The sequence below is a fragment of the Paenibacillus bovis genome (assembly GCF_001421015.2).
GTDB lineage: Bacteria > Bacillota > Bacilli > Paenibacillales > Paenibacillaceae > Saccharibacillus > Saccharibacillus bovis.
In genome coordinates this window covers 2,160,489-2,179,274 of sequence record NZ_CP013023.1, presented here as the reverse complement: position 1 = coordinate 2,179,274, position 18,786 = coordinate 2,160,489, and the positions used below count along the sequence as shown (strand labels likewise).

Here is an 18,786-nt window from a genome sequence, read left to right as displayed (position 1 = left end):
CGTGCCCTCCTTTGCTTACCGGACCTTTATCGTCCATTCCATTTATTATTTATTTTAACGTATTTGCGCTAATTGTATCATCAAAAGATCTTGCATCCATAATTATGAGGATATCCTGTATAAACACAAAAAGGCTGACGATGCTGGAGCATTCTCGTCAACATTTTGCAGCTGTATACTCAGCCTGCGTCCTCCTGCCGGGAATAATGCGGTGCGGCAGACCAGATTACTGCGCACATCCATTTTAGCTGTGCAGACTCATGAGTACAAGCAATATCTATAAATTTGCAAAATGCTCCTGTGTATATTCTAGAGGTGTATGAACAAAAAAGCCACATCGACTGTAATTCGATGTGGCTTTCCCTTATTCCTGCTGCCTGATAACAGGCATGATTCTTTATTTTATAAATGGATTATGGAATCATCTGCTTATTTGCGAAGCTCTGCTCCGAATTGCTCCGATAGCAGGGCAATAACCTGCTGATGCACACCGGTTACTTCTTCATCGGTCAGTGTATGCTCCTGATGACGATATACGAGTGCAATCGCTACGCTCTTTTTGCCTTCGCCGAGACGTTCGCCTTTGAAAATATCAAACACCTGTACCGATTCCAGCAACTCTCCTGCAGTCTCACGAATAACGTTGAGCAGGTCGCCTGCCGGTACTTCATCATTCACTACAACAGCGATATCACGCTGTACGGAAGGATAACGTGGCAGTTCATGATATGTGATCTGCTCGCTCACATGTTCATACAGCGGAGTCAGCTCGATCTCGGCGACATAGGTATCTTCCAGATCGGATTCACGCTGGATATCCGGATGAATCTGTCCGATAGTTCCGATACGCACTTCCTGGGTACCTGCATGCAGATATACCGATGCGGAACGTCCAGGATGATAGCCTTCCGGCTGATCGGCACGATAGGAAATAGAAGCTTGCAGACCCAGATAGTCAAACAGTCCATCCAGCGCTCCCTTGATATCAAAGAAATCCACGTGATCGTTGGCTGTATTCCACTGTGCCTGCTGACGGCGTCCGGTGAGCAGCAGTCCAAGCAGAGGTACTTCCTGCGGCTGGCGGGTCAGCTTTTCTTCTTCGGTGAAGAAAGCCATGCCCACTTCGAACAATGCCAGATTCTCCTGCTTGCGGTTGCGGTTATACGAAGCAATCTCCAGCATATTGGAGACGAGTCCGGTACGCAGTACGCTGCGCTCTTCGCTCATCGGCATTGCCAGCGCTACATCGTGGTTGCTGCCGCGCAGCTGCGGGAATAACTTGTTTTTATCAGGGTCGGTAAAGGAATAACTCACTACTTCATTATATCCACCATGTACCAGCAGACGGCGAATCGTACGACGCAGACGCTGCGGACGAGTCAAGGCACCCGGTGTAGTAGCCCCTTCGATCGCTGTAGTCGGGATATTGTCATATCCATACAGACGGGCTACTTCTTCAATCAGATCCACATCGCGTTCGATATCGCCGCGACGTGTCGGAATACGAATCTCCAGTTGATCCTGGGCATAATCGCCGCAAGCGAAATGCAGACGACCAAAGATCGTTTTAACTTCCAGCATGGACAATTGAGTACCAAGGTAACGATTCACTTTGCTCAGGGACAGAATCAGTACTTTTTCCTCTGGCTGCTGTACCACTTGCTCCACGACACCTTCATGGATCATACCGTGTGCATAGCGGGCAATCAGTTCAGCTGCACGATTCAGCGCAGGCACGACTGCAGCAGGATCGACTTCTTTTTCAAAACGCAAGCTTGCTTCGGAACGTAGTCCCAGACGACGGGACGTTTTGCGTACGGTTCCTCCATCAAAGCGTGCAGATTCCAGCAGAATATTCACGGTACCCGGTGTTACTTCGGTATCGGCTCCACCCATTACGCCAGCCAGGCCTACAGCTTTGCCACCGCTTGCGATAACAAGCATACGCTCATCCAGCTTGCGCTCCTGGTCGTCCAGCGTCTTGAGCACTTCACCCTCGTGACCCATACGTACTTCGATCGCGCCACCGTTCAGTGTATCTGCATCATAGGCGTGCAGCGGCTGACCGTATTCCAGCATCACGAAGTTGGTAATATCGACTACGTTATTGATCGGACGAACACCGGCAGCGATCAGGCGGTTCTGCATCCACAGTGGTGAAGGCGCAACCTGAATACCGCTAATATAACGTGCCGAGAAATGACTGCATTCCTGCTGGGCTTCGATACTTACGGAGATATGGCTGTTAGCCGCGTCGCCGCCTTCCACCAGATTCACTTCCGGCAGTTTCACTTCACGTCCGAGGATCGCCGCCACTTCATAAGCAGCACCGATCATGCTTAGACAATCTGAGCGGTTCGGTGTCAGATCAAAGTCCAGCACTTCATCATTCAGTCCGAGCAGTTCAACGACCGGTGTACCGATTTCGGTCTGTTCAGGCAGCACGAGAATGCCTTCCTGCTGTTCTTTTGGCAGCAGCTTGTCATTGATGCCCAGTTCTTTGGCAGAACAAATCATACCCTGGGAGAGTACGCCGCGCAGTTTGGCTTTTTTGATATGAAAATCGCCTGGCAATTTCGCGCCGATCAGTGCTACAGGTACTTTTTGTCCGGCATCGACGTTCTTCGCGCCGCAGACGATCTGCAGATCTTCTCCCTGTCCGGCATCGATAATACATACATTCAGTTTATCCGCATCCGGATGTTTTTCCTTGCTTTTTACATAACCGACAACAACGCCGGTAATCCCCTGATTACGCTGTTCCACACTATCAATCTCAATCCCGGCACGGGTAATTTGCTCGGCAAGGTCCTCTGCGTGTACTCCTTCCAGAGACACATACTGAGACAGCCATTGTGTTGATACTTTCACAGTCCGTCCACTCCTTTAGCGTTTATAGGCTTTACTTCATTTATATTCATGTGCTGCTTGATCTTCTTTTATTTACCCTCTGCGGCATCTTCGAGGAATCCACTGAATCCATATGGCATACACCAAATTCCAGGATGTGCCATCCATACGAGGCTGTTCTGTTACTCAAGCCGCAGCTTACAGATGGGAGAACTGGCTCAGGAAACGCATATCATTGCTATAGAAATGACGGATATCATCGATACCGTATTTCAGGATAGCGATACGCTCTACGCCCATACCGAAGGCAAAGCCGCTATATACTTCTGGATCAAATCCGCCCATTTCCAGTACTTTCGGATGCACCATACCGCAGCCGAGAATCTCGATCCAGATGCGTTCGCCGTTCTTTTTGGTAAAGGTTACATCGACCTCGACACTCGGCTCTGTGAACGGGAAGAAGCTTGGACGCAGACGAATCTCGGTCTGCTCGCCGAACATCTCACGGGCAAATTGCAGCAGGGTTCCTTTAAGATCACTCATGCGAATACCTTTATCAATCACCAGTCCTTCAATCTGATGAAACTGGAAAGAGTGGGTCGCGTCGTCATCATCGCGGCGATACACGGTACCCGGACAGATCACTTTCAGCGGTGCCTGACCCTTGGCCGCTTCCATAGCGCGGATCTGAATCGGTGACGTCTGTGTACGCATCAGCAGATCTTCCGTCAGGTAAAAGGAATCCTGCATATCGCGTGCCGGATGGTTCTGCGGCAGATTCAGTGCTTCAAAGTTATAATAATCCGTCTCGACCTGCGGACCTTCGGCTACACGGTAGCCCATCCCGATAAAGATATCCTCCAGCTCTTCAATTACTTTGTTCAGTGGGTGAATACTTCCCTGGGTCATTGGACGACCCGGCAGGGTAACGTCGACTTTCTCTGCCTGCAGACGCTGATTGGTCTCTGCTCTGACGAATTCTGCCTGTTTGCGATTGATCACTTCTTCAATCGATTCGCGCACTTCGTTGGCGATTTGTCCAACGACCGGACGCTCTTCCGCACTCAGTTTACCCATACCACGCAGAACTTCGGTCAGTGCTCCCTTTTTACCGGAATACTTGACGCGCAGCTCGTCCAGCTCTTTGGGTGTGGATACCTTTTCCAGCACCTCCAGCGCTTCCTTTTGCAAAGCCAGCAAATGCTCTTTCATTTGAACCGTTTCGCTCATTGCCATTTTCCCCTTTCGTTATATCCATCCTATGCTCTGTAACCAACAAAAAAAGGCCTTCTCTCCCGTAAGGGACGAAAAGACCGTGGTACCACCCTTGTTAGAAATATATAATATCGCCAGCATTCCGGAAAACAGCCAAAATCAATATCATTGGGCTGAACCTGTGCCTCTGTGGCATTATTATAATTTCTCGCTCAAAACGATAATAACGGATCGTTAGACCGGCTATCCCTACTGTATCCTGTATGTAGATTCAACTTCGCTCTGTCGTGGACAAAGGAAATTCGTTTCTACACCGGTTGTTCAGGTAGCTGCTCCGGAGTGAATTTCAACAGCCCTGTTCCCGGAAAATGCTCTCAATCCATGGCATTTTCTCCCTGTAGGGAAGTACGGTCTACTTGTCTCCATCGTTGCAGTTGTTATGGTTGCATGCATGTACATGTACAGATGCTAATAGATACTCATTATTGTACAAACTTCACTCTCTCCCGTCAACGGTTAAAGCGTTCCAGTTCACGGCGCAGCTGCCTGATTTCCTGCACCAACGATAGAGATGGATTGGATACGGAGACATTTTCAGCCTGCCGGCCCGCCTGTTTGTTCGTACCCTTGGCTGTTTGGGAAACCGGATATTCAGCTGAAAGTCCGCCAGTAGCAGAATCCGCTGATCCAGCCATTAACTGTGCCAGCCGGAGCTCCAGCAGCAGCCGTTTATCGTCCGCCTGCTTGCCACCGGAACGCTCTTCCTGCTGTCTACGCTGTACCGACTGTTCATATTCATCCATATTTCCATTAAACATAGCAGCTTGTCCTTTTCCGTCCAGCATCAGTAGACGGGTAGCCAGCCTGCGTACAAGCATTCGGTCATGAGACACGAGTACGATCGTTCCGCTATAGCTCTGCAATACCGATTCAATCACTTCCTGGGCAGCAATATCCAGATAATTGGTCGGCTCATCCAATACCAGCAGATTGGCTCCGCCAAAATACAGGCGAATCAGAGCAGCGCGGCATTTTTCTCCCATACTGAGTGTACCGATGACTTTGTGTACATCTTCGCGCCGGAACAGAAAACAGCCAAGAATCGTCTGCGCTTCCGTACGTGTCATACCGGGCAGGAGCAGCAGACTATCCAGCAGGGTAAGCTCTGTTGGCAAGCTTTCCAGCTCCTGTGAAAAATAGCCAATCTGCAGTGCAGGATGACGATGAATCTCTCCCTGCGAAGGCTTCAGTTGACCGAGCATCAGACGCAGCAACGTTGTTTTCCCCGTACCATTGGCTCCTGTAACCGCTAGCCGGTCTCCCCTTTCCAGCTGGAAGCTGACGCCTGCGAATAATTCGGCTGCAGCAGAACTATGCGGCGAATGCCTGTGCTGACTGTTATTTGGTAGCATCATTTGTTCAACAGGCTTGGAAGGAAGTTGGCGGTCAGCCGCATTCCTATTTAAATCATAATCAAAATGAACGTTTTTGAACTCTAGCAGCGTACGACCTTTGAATTCACCCGCTTCCAGCTCGAAGTGCAGCTGATCACCTGCACGCGGTTTGTCTACCCGCTCTGCTTCCAATCGTTCCAGCGCTTTTTCCTTGGCATGGTAACGGGAAATATTTTTTTTGGCTTTGGCTTTGTAATAGCTGGCTGTTATTTTGACTTCATTTTGTTTGCCGGCAGCGTCATGGGCTTTATTAAACCATTCATGGTAACGACGGATCGATTCTTCCAGTGCTTTGCGCTGTTGCTCCTGCTTTTTGTACATCGCTTCCTGGGTGCGCAGCTCCTGCTCCTTGTGCTGTCGATATTCACGGTAGCCTCCCTTGTAGGTAGTCATACCGGAAGGTGTCAATTCGCAGACCGAGGTAGCCAGACGATCAACAAACTCCCTGTCATGGGAAACGAACAGCAGGGCACCCGTATATTCCCGTAGACGCTGCTCCAGCCATTCCATCGTCTCGATATCCAGATGGTTGGTCGGTTCATCCAGAATTAGCAGCCGGGTATCCCGAGTGAGGACTGCTGCCAGACGTACCCTGGTTTTCTGACCGCCGCTCAGGCTGCTGTATGGAATAGCCCATAATTCTTCGCCAATGCCGATCTGGGTCAGCTGTTTCTCGACGTCGACTTCCCACTGGAATCCATCCAGCTGTTCATACTGTTCCATTCGTGTCCCATACTGCTGCAGCATCTCATTATACCGATCCGTTGATTGCAGAATATCAGGATCGTTCAACTGCTGCTCATAATGATCCAGCACAGCACGCAGTGACCACAGCTCACGCTTGCCCTGTCGTGCCACCTCCAGCACGGTTCGTTCCTGCTGCAGGTCTTCTTCATCCTCCTGCTGACGCATCCAGTCCCAGTGCTCCAGCGGCAGCATCCGTTCCACGGTTCCTTCTGTCGGATACTCTTCCCCCATCAAGATGCGGATCAGCGTGGTCTTGCCACTTCCATTGAGGCCGATCAGCGCCAGCCGTTCACCACTTTCTACCTGCATATTTACCTGTTCAAAAATCATACGGCCTTTCCAATCTTTGGCCAGATTGCGTACACGTGCTATTGTTGTCATTTGTCATCATCCTCTCCATATCCGAGTACTTGCCCGGAAGCAAATAAAAAACCGCGATGGCAGCAGCCACGCGGTTGATATACAGGAGAAGATGTACTTTGAATTCATATCGGATAATAACAAGAATTCGGTGTATAATCCATTATCCATCGGTTCCCTTAGGATAGCGAACCGCCTGCGCTGACCAGATACAGATGCCCAATAAACCGGATATCTGGCTGTCCGCTGCAAAGCATGGATAAATATTGCATGTATATATGAATGCTGTGTTTATATAGCATTCCATTAATCCCTCGCAGGATCCTACACACCGAATACAGGATTTCTCCGTACAGAGACTTCCCAATTGTCATTACAGTAATATGAAGAAAGACATACGAATCCCGTTGCATCAGCCGCTATAGCTGTCTGCCTGCACTTGTCGTCTGCAGTTAATAGGGACGTTCGTATTGTTACTTCATCAGACAATTGGTTACCTCTCTTTTCTGCGGAGTTGTTCAGCTCATAGTCATACAGCTGACAAGGCCATTCTACCAAATTCAGGTACATCTGCCAACCACAAATACACAAATTAGACGGGATGCCATCATATTTATTATAATGAGCCATGTTGTTAAACGTTATTTCCATACTAAGTACATACAGAGGAGTCGAATCATTTGAGTACGAGTTATCTTTTACTGCATGGTCTGGGTGGCAGCGGTCCGGAACACTGGCAGACCTGGCTGTGTCAGCAGCTGATCGAACGCGGACACCGTGTGTATTATCCACGTTTTCCAGATCAGGATGCGCCTTCGTGGGAGATATGGCTGCGTGAACTGCATGAATTGATGAATAGCATTCCGGAGGAAGAGGAACTGATTGTGCTGACGCATAGTCTGGGATGTATCCTGTGGCTTCATTACGCAGCCGAGCATCCAGTTCGGCGCGTTCGCCAAGCTGTACTGGTCTGCCCACCTTCGGCTGATACCGGACTGGAGGAAATCAGCAGCTTTTTCCCATTGGCACAAAACCTGCAGCTCACAGCTGCTGCCGAGCATACACTGATTATTATGTCCTCCAGCGATGAGTATTGCTCGCCCGCACAGTCACTGGTCTATCAGCAGCTCGAAGTTCCTGTATTGCTGCTGCCAAATATGGGGCATATCAATACTGCTTCCGGTCACGGACCATGGCCGCTTATTATGGATATTGCTCTCACCGGAGCAGTACCTCTCCAGCAGCTTATGACTTCCCCTGCTCGGCAACGCTAATCCATATATACAAAAAGCCTGTCTATTGCGCATAGACAGGCTTTTTGCTTGGCTTAGTATTTATGCGGATAGAACTGTTGGCGGATTATTTGTGATATCTTACGATATTCTGCGCCATAAAGTTCGACCTTTTTTATGAAGAAAAGGCAGTGTTGCTTTTGGTATCCGTCAAAGCAAAGATCAAAGCATTCAGCAGATACGATCGGCGTACCGGCTTGGACACGACACTTTTGGACCATGCACGCAAGGAAGTATCCATTGTCATACCTACAGAAGTGAGCAGAATGACCGGAATATTATATATTTTCTGAAGATTCTCAATCTGCTGGCGGTATACCGCCGATTCTCCGGTAATAATCAATTCGTGATCGATAACAATCATATCAAAATTCTGTCCTTCAGTTAGCCGCTGCAGCATATCTTGCAGGCTGTCTGTAGAGGTGAGCTGAATATCCCAATCTTCGGCAAGACGGGCGATCCACTGCAAAGACTTGATATTATCATCTACGACAAGCATGCGTTTGCCCTGCAAAATCGGCTGACGGAAAGTAGGGACAGAGAACTCATGGCGAGGCAGTGTCAGCACAAACGAAAATGTCGATCCCTGCCCTTTGACGCTGGAGACCACGATCTGGCCGTCCATTAATTCTACGAGCTGCCTGCAAATCAGCAGTCCAAGACCTGTACCTTTATACTGTCCTTCTCTATCATGAACCCGTGTATATCGTTCAAACAGCTGGTCCAGCTGCTGATCATCAATGCCGATACCTGTATCTGTTACTGAAAACTTCACAGATACCTGATCAGAAGCCTCTTGCGGCAGCAGCCGGGCCTGAACGTGTACATCGCCTTCATGCGTAAATTTGATAGCATTGCTGATCAGGTTAATCAAAATCTGGCGAATCTTGCGGGTATCTCCATACAGGATAGGGATATTGTCTTCAATCTCCATAATGATCTCGATATTGCGCTCCATCGCTTTGGCTGCAAACAGATAGGTGGATTCTTCTACCAGGGCAGGCAAATCAAACAGCTCCATATCCACCTGCATTTTGCCCGCTTCCATCTTGCTGAAGTCGAGTACATTATCCAGCAGTTCGATCAGGGTATGACCGCTTTTGCGAATAATATCCAGATGGGAGCGTTGTTCGGGATTTAGGGGAGTAGGTTCCAGCATATCTACCATGCTCATAATACCATTAAGTGGATTACGGATTTCGTGACTCAGAATAGCCATCGTATCGGATTTGTACTGGAGCTGCAGATCGACTTCTTCTTTTTGCTGCTGTAGATCATCCAGCTGCACAGTAACCTGCTGATGATCCTGAAGCAGATCATCATTAAGCTCGATTTGCTGTTCGAGCCGGCTTTCCAGTTCTACGACGTAAGAGAGAAAGATGGCCATCGAATGCATCGTTTTGACTTCAGACTTGGAAAATACATAGCCTGGCGTATGCATCGCACACACCGTACCAAACGATTCCCCATTCTGCAAAAGCACCGGAAATCCAATAAACGAATGGTCTCCTGTACTGGCTGTTACTGGCATCTCACAGGTATATGGGTGAGTCAATGTATGAGAAATATAAACGGCTTTGCGGGATACAAAACTGCAATAGGTGTCTTTTAGCGGAAGCCGCACTCCTTCCTCTACCAGAACCTCGTCCCTGTTAAATGCTTTTAATATATGATTGGTTGTACCGTCATTGCTGGCTACAAATATCGTGCTTACATTCAACATGCTACTGAGCATATCTGTAATATGTCTTGCTGCATCAACTACATTATCAAAAAATAGCTTCTGGATCATGATCCACCTTGTTTTCTTCGAATTTCTAAAACGATTAGATGATAGAGATATACATATAGTATAAGGGACAGGAGTTGGCATAGGTATGCTAAATAATGCCATTATTCAAAAATATTTAGCCATAGAGGAGTCGGTAAGCAAGAGGAATAATATAAAAAAAAGGCCCCTGCAGAGCAAGGACCTTTGCATTAAAGCGGGTGATGGGAATCGAACCCACGCTATCAGCTTGGAAGGCTGAAGTTCTACCATTGAACTACACCCGCATAATATCAGTATCGGGATGACACGATTTGAACATGCGACCCCCTGGTCCCAAACCAGGTGCTCTACCAAGCTGAGCTACATCCCGAAGTCAGTCAATAAGAAAAGTGTTTTCTTAACGACAGGATCTAGTGTATCATACTCTCATTTATTTGGCAAGCACATTTTACCTATAGTAGACCTTGATATGCTTTTATTCTTACAAAAGCCGACTTGATTACGGATTGTTCTATTGTTATATAGATGGTTTATTCATCAGCTTATCCTTTTTGTAAAAAAAGTCGGCCTCTCCCTGTTTGGGAAAGACCGACTGGTCGGCTCGGAAAATGTACTTTTCTGCCGGATGTATATTGTCATTAAAAACCGAATCAGCCTTTTGGAGACTTTTCGAAACTTACTTCCGGTGTAGTCAGCTTGTCGTAAAAGTCTACCGAGTTATCCTTGTCTTCCGAAGCGCGCAGCGCCATCGCAGAACGTGGATGCTCATCCAGTGTTCCGGTGATCATGTAAGGAATGAGGTAACCCCACTCTTCTTTTTCACGCAGCGGAATCATGTGTTTGTCGATCACTTCCAGTACCGGACGAAGCGTATACTTGGTGTTTTTCAGATGAGTAACGAGCAGTTCGGTCGGGCAGTTACCTGCCGCGCGTCCCATACCGTATACCGAAGCATCCAGCAGCTCTACCCCATTGTCTGCAGCAATCAGTGTGTTGGAGAATGCCAGCTGCATATTGTTATGGGTATGTACACCCAGGCGTTTGTTTGGCAGATGTGTTTTGAACTTGTCTACCAGGTAAATAAAGTCTTTGTAATCCAGGCTACCGTAGCTGTCGACGATGTAGACCACATCCACTACGCTTTCCTTGATCAGCTCGAACGCTTCGATCAGTTCATTTTCCATAACATTGGACAATGCCATAATATTGATCGTTGTCTCATAACCGCGATCGTGGAAAGTCTGAACGAGCTGCAGTGCTTTGTCTACATCCTTGATGTAGCAGGCTACACGGATCAGATCCAGCATACTTTCATCACGCGGCAGAATATCATCTTCATCCACACGGCCGATATCTACAAGAGCAGACAGCTTGGTATGACCTTTGTGCGGAATAACGGTGCGCAGGAATTCGTCGTCAAGGAAACGCCAAGGGCCTGCAGATTCAGCACCTTTGAGCAGTTTTGGAGAGTTTTTGTAGCCGATCTCCATATAGTCGATGCCTGCTTTATTCAGATTATTATACAAATCCTGTACAAATTCCACGCTGAAATCCCAGTTATTCACCAGACCTCCATCGCGAATCGTGCAGTCAACAATTTTGCAGTGGTTGAGTTTCATTGTTAATCTCCTTTCAGCCGTTTCATTCTCTCCATGATACTGTACGCGGAATTGAAAAGTAAAGAAAAATTCTCACATGCTTTAACGCATCAATTGAATAAATCGACTATTTTGATTTTTTTTGCTGTTGTTCCCACTGCAGCAACTCTTCCTGATTGACCGGATGATTACCGTAACGAACCGCGTTATACCAGTCAATCAGCCGGTGTACACCTGCTTTTCCTGCCGGGTCAGCAGAAGATATCCGTCCAGATTGCTCTTCCAAATTATTATGATTCGACAAGTCGGACAATTTACGAGCGACAGCAGCAGGTGTATCGGCAGAGGTGATGTTTATTCCTTTTTGGCGGGAATGCCGTACCAGCTGCCGATAATGGTAACGTACCCTTCCCGATGGATCGGCAGGAATAGGATCACTGCGCCGATTCCAGCGAAGCCGCGCAGCATGTGGTTTTTGTATTTTCTCTGTATGATCGGTATATCCCCGGGGTTCGGCAGAATCTTCGGACAGCGCGCTTCCCCACAAACTGGCGAGCCAGCGGGACAGCCGCGGAGCATATTTACGAATCAGACGATACAGCAGCCAGCCCAGACAACCTGCAAATGCAGCTGTAGCCAGCAGCATGGCAATCTGGGCGATTTTCTCCAGGATCAGTGGATTCATCGTCTCGGTATCCGACTGTGGCAGATCGATAAGCGGCGGAACAGGCGGATTGACCATCGTGGTAGGCTGGGATAGCTGTGGCGGTGCATCCGGCGTCAGCAGCTGCATCAAATAATACCAGAGCCTGCGAAGTGCCGCTGACAGCTGATTACTACCACCAATAATTGCAATCAGTACGACAATGAGCCAGATCCAGCTGCGACTGCGGCGCACAACGGCTCGCAATGCTGCAAGCGAGAATCCTTCTTCAAACGCAATACTGCCAATCTGCTGGGAACCCAGTCGAAATAAAACGGCAAAAATCGTAATAGCGCCAGCGGCATAAATCGAACCACGAATCTCATCCAGTGCGCCGCTGCGCCCAGCCGCCACGTAGGCAATCCAGGTAATACCGAGCAAAATCAGCTGCCATTTCAGAGGGAATATTCGGTCCCATTGTCCTGCGGCTAAGGCAATGCCGCAGATCGCGCCTGCCAGTCCCAACACCAGAGCAGTAAACAGCAGTAATACGCCCCCTGTCTGCATATAAAGCCATCCAAACGCAGCGGTAGCTGTGATGCCGCAGAACAACAGACCCATTATCCATTTCCAGCCGGACTGTCTGGCTATTCCAGCAGTGCGCAGTACCATGCCCAGACTGCTCATAGATAGTATAATAAGCAGCCAGCCAGCCGGATAACGGGTGCCGAGCCAATACACATCCAGCAGGAGAATCAGCGGATAAAGGGCTGCCAGGATAGTTAGCATATGCACTATATTCCATAACATCGGATAGCGCACCGGTATCGGCACGCGAGAATGTACAGTCATTGTTCCACCTCCCTGTATAATCGCAGCCTAGCTGACCACATGCTTTAACTCCTCTACACCGGGAACAGGGAGGATACTGACTCGTGAGCCTGCCTGTTCCAGCTTGCCGACTTCAGTTCGCATTGCTGCCGAATAATGCGGCGTGATAATCAGAATATCCAGCTTTTGCTTCTGCTCATCTGCCAGCAAAGAATGCAAAAATTGCGGGAATGGCCGTCTCACTCTCAGCTGCAGCTCTGCCATCGATTGCAGGATGACCGTTAGCTGCTCACTGCCGTACGCCGGCCATATCCGGGCATCTGCTTCATCTTCGGAAGGCATAATCGCATTATGTCCAAATCCGGCTTTCATGCCTCTTCCGATAAGGTCGGCGGCAGCTGTAGCCGCGCAGCTAATCGCATATTCGGCTACAACAGGCTCGGTAACAATACTCCACATCTGCTCGCTGAGCTCGATATTGAGCAGAATCATCACTTCAGGATCGGCGCTATATCCATGCTGGAATACCTGCAGCTGACCGGTACGTGCCGTAGCACGCCAGTGCACCTGATTCATCGGATCACCGGTACGATATTCACGTACACCTGTAATCAGAAAAGGATCTTCATTGATCCAGCGGCGGGTCTCAATATCGCCCTGCCAGCTATGATAAGCTTCGGGCATATATTGTACCGGTACATAGGCAGGATAAACCATCATCTGAATGCGTACCTGAACCGGACGACTGGCACGAGCCAGCCCAAATAGATCGCCTGTTGTCATAAGCGCGCTCTCCATCCGGAAGCTGCCCCGCTGCCGACAGACCATATGATGGCGCCGAACAATACGTGTATGCCGTCCCAGACTGAACAGACTGTTATGATTCTGATATACGGTTCCTTCACTGATCACCGTATCAGTCGTACCGGCAAATTGAAAAGCGATAGGTAACATAGCTTCCAATCGCAGCCAGGGCAGGGGCAGCGCACGCCCATTTTCCAGCACCTCGATCATCTCCACCTCTTCACCGGCATGACAGCGGTTGCGGGAAAGCTTGCGTTCATAATGAACCCGTGCAAGGGAAGGTCTGCCAAATACCAGCGCTTGGATCACGATCATGACAGCAGCGACCAACATAAGCCAGAACAGTTCCATCTACTTCACACTGCCTTCGATGCCTGCTTCGGTCGGCACCGGCTCCGTATCCAGAATAGACTGAATCAATTGCTGTGCCTGTACGACCCCATTCTGATGGCGACTGCGGAAAATCAGTCGGTGAGCGAGCACCGGAGCAGCTAATGTACGAATATCATCAGGCAGTACATAATTCCGTCCCTGAATAGCAGCATAGGCCTGTGACGCGCGCAGTAGTGCCTGTGTAGCACGCGGACTGGCTCCGAGAGCCGTATCGGCATGCTGTCTTGTGGCTTCGGCTATACGAACCATATATTCCAGCAGATCCGGATGTACCTGAATCTGGCGGCATATTTGTCGGGTCTGAATAATCTGATCCCGTGTGACTGCATAGTCTGCAGACCGGACTGCTTCAGTATAAATTGCAGACGCAGATTCGCTATCTGCCGGCTTCTGATACGAAGGTACCTCATTCTTCTCATCCAGTTGGGAGGATACTGGTGGAGCGTCCGGCATTTCCAGCGATCGGCGCAGAATTTCCACCCCTTCTGCCGAGGAAGGATAACCGAGTGACAGCTTGAGCATAAACCGATCCATTTGCGCTTCCGGCAATGGAAAAGTCCCCTGGTTATCTACCGGATTCTGGGTAGCAATCACCATAAAGGGATCTTCCAGCTTCATGCTGGTTCCGTCGATACTGATCTGCTTTTCTTCCATGCATTCCAGCAGACTGGATTGGGTACGTGGTGTTGCCCGGTTGATCTCATCGGCTAGCACAATATGGGCAAATAAAGGACCCGGCCGAAAAATAAATTCGGATTCCTTTTGATTATAAAAGTTGCCGCCGGTCAGATCGGATGGCAGCAGATCGGGAGTGAACTGTACACGCTGAAAACGGCATTGCATCGCTGCCGCCAGTGTTTTGGCCAGCATTGTTTTGCCGGTACCGGGTACATCTTCCATCAGCACATGACCAGAGGCAAACAGAGCGGTCAGCAGCAGCTGAATCTCGTGCTGCTTGCCTACTATTTTTCTGCCGATCTCCGTCTGCAGCTGCCGGGCGATATTCTGAACTTCATTGACAGGTATCATGCAGTCACTTCCTTTCCATATCAAACCATAATCTATCCAAACCCTATGTATCCAGCTATTGAGCCACTATTCTCGTTGTTGTAGAGAAGGCCCATTCTTCGGTGCAGCAGAAGATACTACTGCCCCTCTATCATACAATGTTTCTACGCCAAATGAAAAAGAGCAGCCATTCACAGGCTGCTCTTTGAAGAAATAAATCGTAATGCACTTCTATTTGTTGTAAACGATCATTTCTATATATTATTTATGCTGAAGACGCGAACGACGCATACTCATAACAGCAAGCCGTCTTTTCAGATCACGTTCCCATTTTTCATCCTTGATTTCCTTGGCTACTGCCAGCAGATCCAGACTCATATCAATCTGTCGCTGCACCATATCTACAGGGTCATCCTCTTCCACATTCACGCAGTTCTCGAACATGGTGTTATCGTCTTCCATCACATAATCCTGGAAATCGATTTCCGGTGTACCGTCATCATGCGCATATTCCGCGAGAATCTCGTACTCATTCTCCACTTTGTAATGCACTTCGATACGTTCACACACCGGGCACACCAGCAGAGGAACATTATGAACCTGGGTTCGAAAATGTTTGAGGGTCCCTTTCGTTCCAATCATACTGCCGCCACAGCAAAAGCTCATCGTAGTTCTCCCTCCAGACATGATTCTATAATCGTAAAAAGCGACTTCGCATCAATGTTAAATCCATGTTTGTGAAAGATTATTAACCAGCTTATCTCTATTTTACACCTTTTCCGGGTAAGACAAAACCCCTTTATTCGTAAAAAGCGCCGATAAAGGGGTACATTTGAGAAGGTGAAAATAGATACAAATCAGCTTGTTATCCGTATCGCACTTTAAGTTGCTATCGGCAGGGATGTTCTGCCTGACAGCCTGAAATGTGTGCTACGAAAAGCTTGTGCAGCAGTGAGTAGAACTATACTTTTTGGATAGCGGCTACAATCAGATCGCCCATTTGCGTCGTAGACAGTGCTTTGCTCTTGTCTACCGCAATATCGGCTGTACGATGACCTTCATCGAGCACTCGTGCTATCGCGGACTCAATTGCATCTGCGGCTTCACTGTATCCAAAAGTCGTGCGGAACATCAGCGCGAGTGAGAGAATGGTCGCAATCGGATTCGCCAGTCCCTGTCCTGCGATATCCGGCGCCGAACCGTGTACCGGCTCATACAATCCAAAGCTGCCTTCCCCCAGTGAAGCGGAGGCCAGCATACCGATTGACCCAGTCAGCATCGCCGCTTCGTCACTCAGAATATCTCCAAACATATTCTCGGTAACGATAACGTCAAAGCTCGATGGACGACGCAGCAGCTGCATCGCACAGTTATCTACCAGTACATGCTCCAGCTCTACATCCGGGTATTCCGGCGCAATACGGTTTACAGTCTCGCGCCACAGACGGGAAGTCTCCAGCACGTTCGCTTTGTCTACCGAAGCAAGCTTTTTGCGGCGTCCCTGGGCGATTTCGAATGCCTGTCTGGCAATACGCTCGATCTCGGTAACATTGTATACGCAGGTATCTACTGCTTCTTCCCCATGTGCTCCCTGTCTTCTCAGCTTGTCTCCAAAGTAGATGCCGCCGGTCAGCTCGCGTACTACCATCAGGTCGGTACCTTCAAGCACTTCCGGTTTGAGTGTGGACGCTTCCTTGAGGCAGTCAAATACAACTGCCGGACGGAGATTGGAGAACAGGCCCAGTTCCTTGCGAATGCCGAGCAATCCGGTCTCCGGACGCAGCTCTTTGGAGTTGTTATCCCATTTGGGACCGCCTACCGCGCCAAGCAGTACGGCATCGGCACTTTTACAAACGCGCAGCGTTTCTTCCGGAAGGGGAGTTCCCTTTTCATCGATAGCGATTCCGCCGAATAAGGCATGTTCAGTCTCGAAAGAATAGCCGAATACCTCTTCGGTTTTTCTCAATACTTTTTCCGCTTCTGCTACGACTTCCGGTCCGATTCCGTCACCGGCGATTACTGCGATTTTTTTGACGTCTGCCATATCTATGACTCTCCTTTGGTTAGCGGCTGATCCGCATCTGCATGATAGTTGAATATTCGAACGTTTCGTTTATTACTTATACTCAGTTTTAACATACATGTCAGATATGCGCCAAGATACACAAACTATCACGTTAATAGATATAACCTATAAATAAATCGATACTTAGAGTGATTATACATACAAATTGGGATGAGCTTCTCGTATTGGGTGGCTTCTAATTATTGTATTTACCGTATTTTCTTATGCCTGTCCTTTATTTATATGAGAACAAATGCCAAATTAACTTTCTAGCACTTCCTTATTGTTATACCAGGTATAGTCATAGTCATTTATTCCATATATTGGGTCGGCGAATTTGAACTTGCTGCTCAGGAGGAATAGAATAGTACCGGAACGCTGCCAGTTTACTTTATCCAATCAACCAAAGGAGTGGGCAATAATGGAATATTCATATCTTGGCAAGTCAGGTTTGAAAGTCAGCCGGATCTGTTTGGGCACCATGAATTTTGGACCAGTCACAGATGAGAAGGAATCTTTCCGCATTATGGATGCTGCTCTGGACGCAGGTGTCAATTTTTTTGATACTGCAAATGTATACGGATTCAAAATAGGAGCAGGTGCTACCGAAGAGATTATCGGACGCTGGTTCAAGCAGGGTGGCGGACGACGCGAAAAGGTCGTGCTCGCTACCAAAGTATATGGCAAAATGGGTGATGAAACCGACGGTCCCAATGATGAAGGTGGCCTGTCAGCCTATAAAATCCGCAGACATCTGGAAGGCTCACTCAAGCGCCTGCAGACGGATCATGTGGAACTGTATCAAATGCATCACGAAGATTCCCGGATCAGCTGGGATGAACTGTGGGGTGCTTTTGAAGTGGCGGTTCAGCAGGGTAAAATCGGCTATGTAGGCTCCAGTAACTTTGCTGCCTGGCATATTGCTATTGCCCAGAAAGAAGCGGAAAAGCGCCATTTCCTCGGACTCGTATCCGAGCAGCACAAATACAGCCTGCTCTGCCGCGAGCCGGAGCTGGAAGTACTGCCTGCAGCCAAAGAGCTGGGACTGGGCGTAATCCCATGGAGTCCGCTGGATGGTGGATTACTCGGACGCAATGCACTCAAAAAAATCGAAGGCTCCCGCAGTGGCGGCAATACCGAGCGCGTAGAGAAACACAAGCAGCAGCTGGAACAGTTTGCTTCACTGTGTGAAGAACTGGGCGAACCGCAGGATGTGGTTGCGTTGGCATGGGTACTGGCTAATCCGTCGGTAACCGCTCCGATTATTGGACCTCGTACATCCGAACAGTTCGAGAGTTCGCTGCGCATCCTGGATGTGAAGCTGGATGAATCTACTATGAACCGTCTGGACGAGATTTTCCCTGGCCCGGGTGGAGCGGCTCCAAAAGCTTACGCCTGGTAAGCAGAGCATCATTTTATCAGTTAAACGTTTAGCAATGATGCAGTTAGTCTGCTATAGCGGATGATTATACTGAATTTCATATACTACTTGAATAAAAGTACTTGGTAATTTGCATCTTGCTCCTGCCTCATACAGGGCAAAACCAGACAGTAGCTGTTGTGCTATCTACTGCCAATCAGCAATCAAAGCACTGCAATACGCAACAAAAGCTCCGCTGGCGAATATTATCCAGCGGAGCTTTTTTATAGGCCATATTTATTACTGCAAACGAATACTATTATCGTTCTGTCAATATCATTCTATCCAGCCGTACTTGCAACGTTTTGCGAAGTTCTTATAAAGTTCTCTGAAAT

General features: G+C 48.5%; 12 protein-coding genes and 2 tRNA genes. 2 read left to right on the top strand and 12 right to left on the bottom strand.

Going from position 1 to position 18,786, the window contains the following annotated elements:
- Positions 1 to 429: 429 nt before the first annotated feature.
- From pheT to AR543_RS09305, 3 genes are all read right to left on the bottom strand, one after another.
- Positions 430 to 2,871, bottom strand: coding sequence for a phenylalanine--tRNA ligase subunit beta (pheT, locus tag AR543_RS09315; RefSeq protein WP_060533777.1), 2,442 nt, complete (start codon positions 2,869 to 2,871; stop codon positions 430 to 432).
- Positions 2,872 to 3,048: 177 nt separating this feature from the next.
- Positions 3,049 to 4,062 (bottom strand): phenylalanine--tRNA ligase subunit alpha, encoded by a 1,014-nt coding sequence (gene pheS / locus AR543_RS09310; RefSeq protein WP_060536713.1) that lies wholly within the window; start codon positions 4,060 to 4,062, stop codon positions 3,049 to 3,051.
- A gap of 512 nt (positions 4,063 to 4,574) precedes the next feature.
- The gene (locus tag AR543_RS09305) at positions 4,575 to 6,647 is read right to left on the bottom strand and encodes an ABC-F family ATP-binding cassette domain-containing protein (RefSeq protein ID WP_060533775.1); all 2,073 of its coding nucleotides are present in this window, start codon (positions 6,645 to 6,647) and stop codon (positions 4,575 to 4,577) included.
- A gap of 659 nt (positions 6,648 to 7,306) precedes the next feature.
- Here AR543_RS09305 and AR543_RS09300 point away from each other — a divergent pair.
- Positions 7,307 to 7,900 (top strand): RBBP9/YdeN family alpha/beta hydrolase, encoded by a 594-nt coding sequence (locus AR543_RS09300; RefSeq protein WP_060533773.1) that lies wholly within the window; start codon positions 7,307 to 7,309, stop codon positions 7,898 to 7,900.
- Between the two features lie 133 nt (positions 7,901 to 8,033).
- Here the strand turns inward: AR543_RS09300 and AR543_RS09295 are convergent, their stop codons facing one another.
- The 9 genes from AR543_RS09295 to leuB all read right to left on the bottom strand — a co-directional run bounded on the left by AR543_RS09295 (position 8,034) and on the right by leuB (position 17,010).
- A complete protein-coding gene (locus tag AR543_RS09295) occupies positions 8,034 to 9,710 on the bottom strand; it encodes an ATP-binding protein (RefSeq protein WP_060533771.1) in 1,677 nt (558 codons plus the stop codon).
- Positions 9,711 to 9,902: 192 nt separating this feature from the next.
- A tRNA-Gly gene (locus tag AR543_RS09290) sits at positions 9,903 to 9,973 on the bottom strand.
- A gap of 12 nt (positions 9,974 to 9,985) precedes the next feature.
- Positions 9,986 to 10,059: transfer RNA gene (locus AR543_RS09285), tRNA-Pro, on the bottom strand.
- A gap of 280 nt (positions 10,060 to 10,339) precedes the next feature.
- On the bottom strand, positions 10,340 to 11,308 hold the full coding sequence (locus AR543_RS09280; protein ID WP_017811365.1) for an aldolase catalytic domain-containing protein: 969 nt from the start codon (positions 11,306 to 11,308) through the stop codon (positions 10,340 to 10,342).
- Between the two features lie 106 nt (positions 11,309 to 11,414).
- Positions 11,415 to 12,782: a DUF4129 domain-containing protein gene (locus AR543_RS09275; protein ID WP_060533769.1), complete on the bottom strand. Its 1,368-nt coding sequence runs from the start codon at positions 12,780 to 12,782 to the stop codon at positions 11,415 to 11,417.
- A gap of 27 nt (positions 12,783 to 12,809) precedes the next feature.
- On the bottom strand, positions 12,810 to 13,916 hold the full coding sequence (locus AR543_RS09270) for a DUF58 domain-containing protein (RefSeq protein WP_060533767.1): 1,107 nt from the start codon (positions 13,914 to 13,916) through the stop codon (positions 12,810 to 12,812).
- A complete protein-coding gene (locus AR543_RS09265) occupies positions 13,917 to 14,987 on the bottom strand; it encodes an AAA family ATPase (RefSeq protein ID WP_060533765.1) in 1,071 nt (356 codons plus the stop codon).
- 240 nt (positions 14,988 to 15,227) lie between these two features.
- Positions 15,228 to 15,632 (bottom strand): hypothetical protein, encoded by a 405-nt coding sequence (locus AR543_RS09260; RefSeq protein WP_060533763.1) that lies wholly within the window; start codon positions 15,630 to 15,632, stop codon positions 15,228 to 15,230.
- A gap of 295 nt (positions 15,633 to 15,927) precedes the next feature.
- Entirely contained in the window at positions 15,928 to 17,010 is a 1,083-nt protein-coding gene (gene leuB / locus AR543_RS09255) for a 3-isopropylmalate dehydrogenase (RefSeq protein WP_060533761.1), read from the bottom strand.
- 442 nt (positions 17,011 to 17,452) lie between these two features.
- Between leuB and AR543_RS09250 the strand changes: the two genes are divergently transcribed.
- Positions 17,453 to 18,433 carry an aldo/keto reductase gene (locus AR543_RS09250; protein ID WP_060533760.1) on the top strand — a complete coding sequence of 327 codons (981 nt, stop codon included), beginning with the start codon at positions 17,453 to 17,455 and terminating at the stop codon, positions 18,431 to 18,433.
- The last annotated feature ends 353 nt before the right edge of the window (positions 18,434 to 18,786 follow it).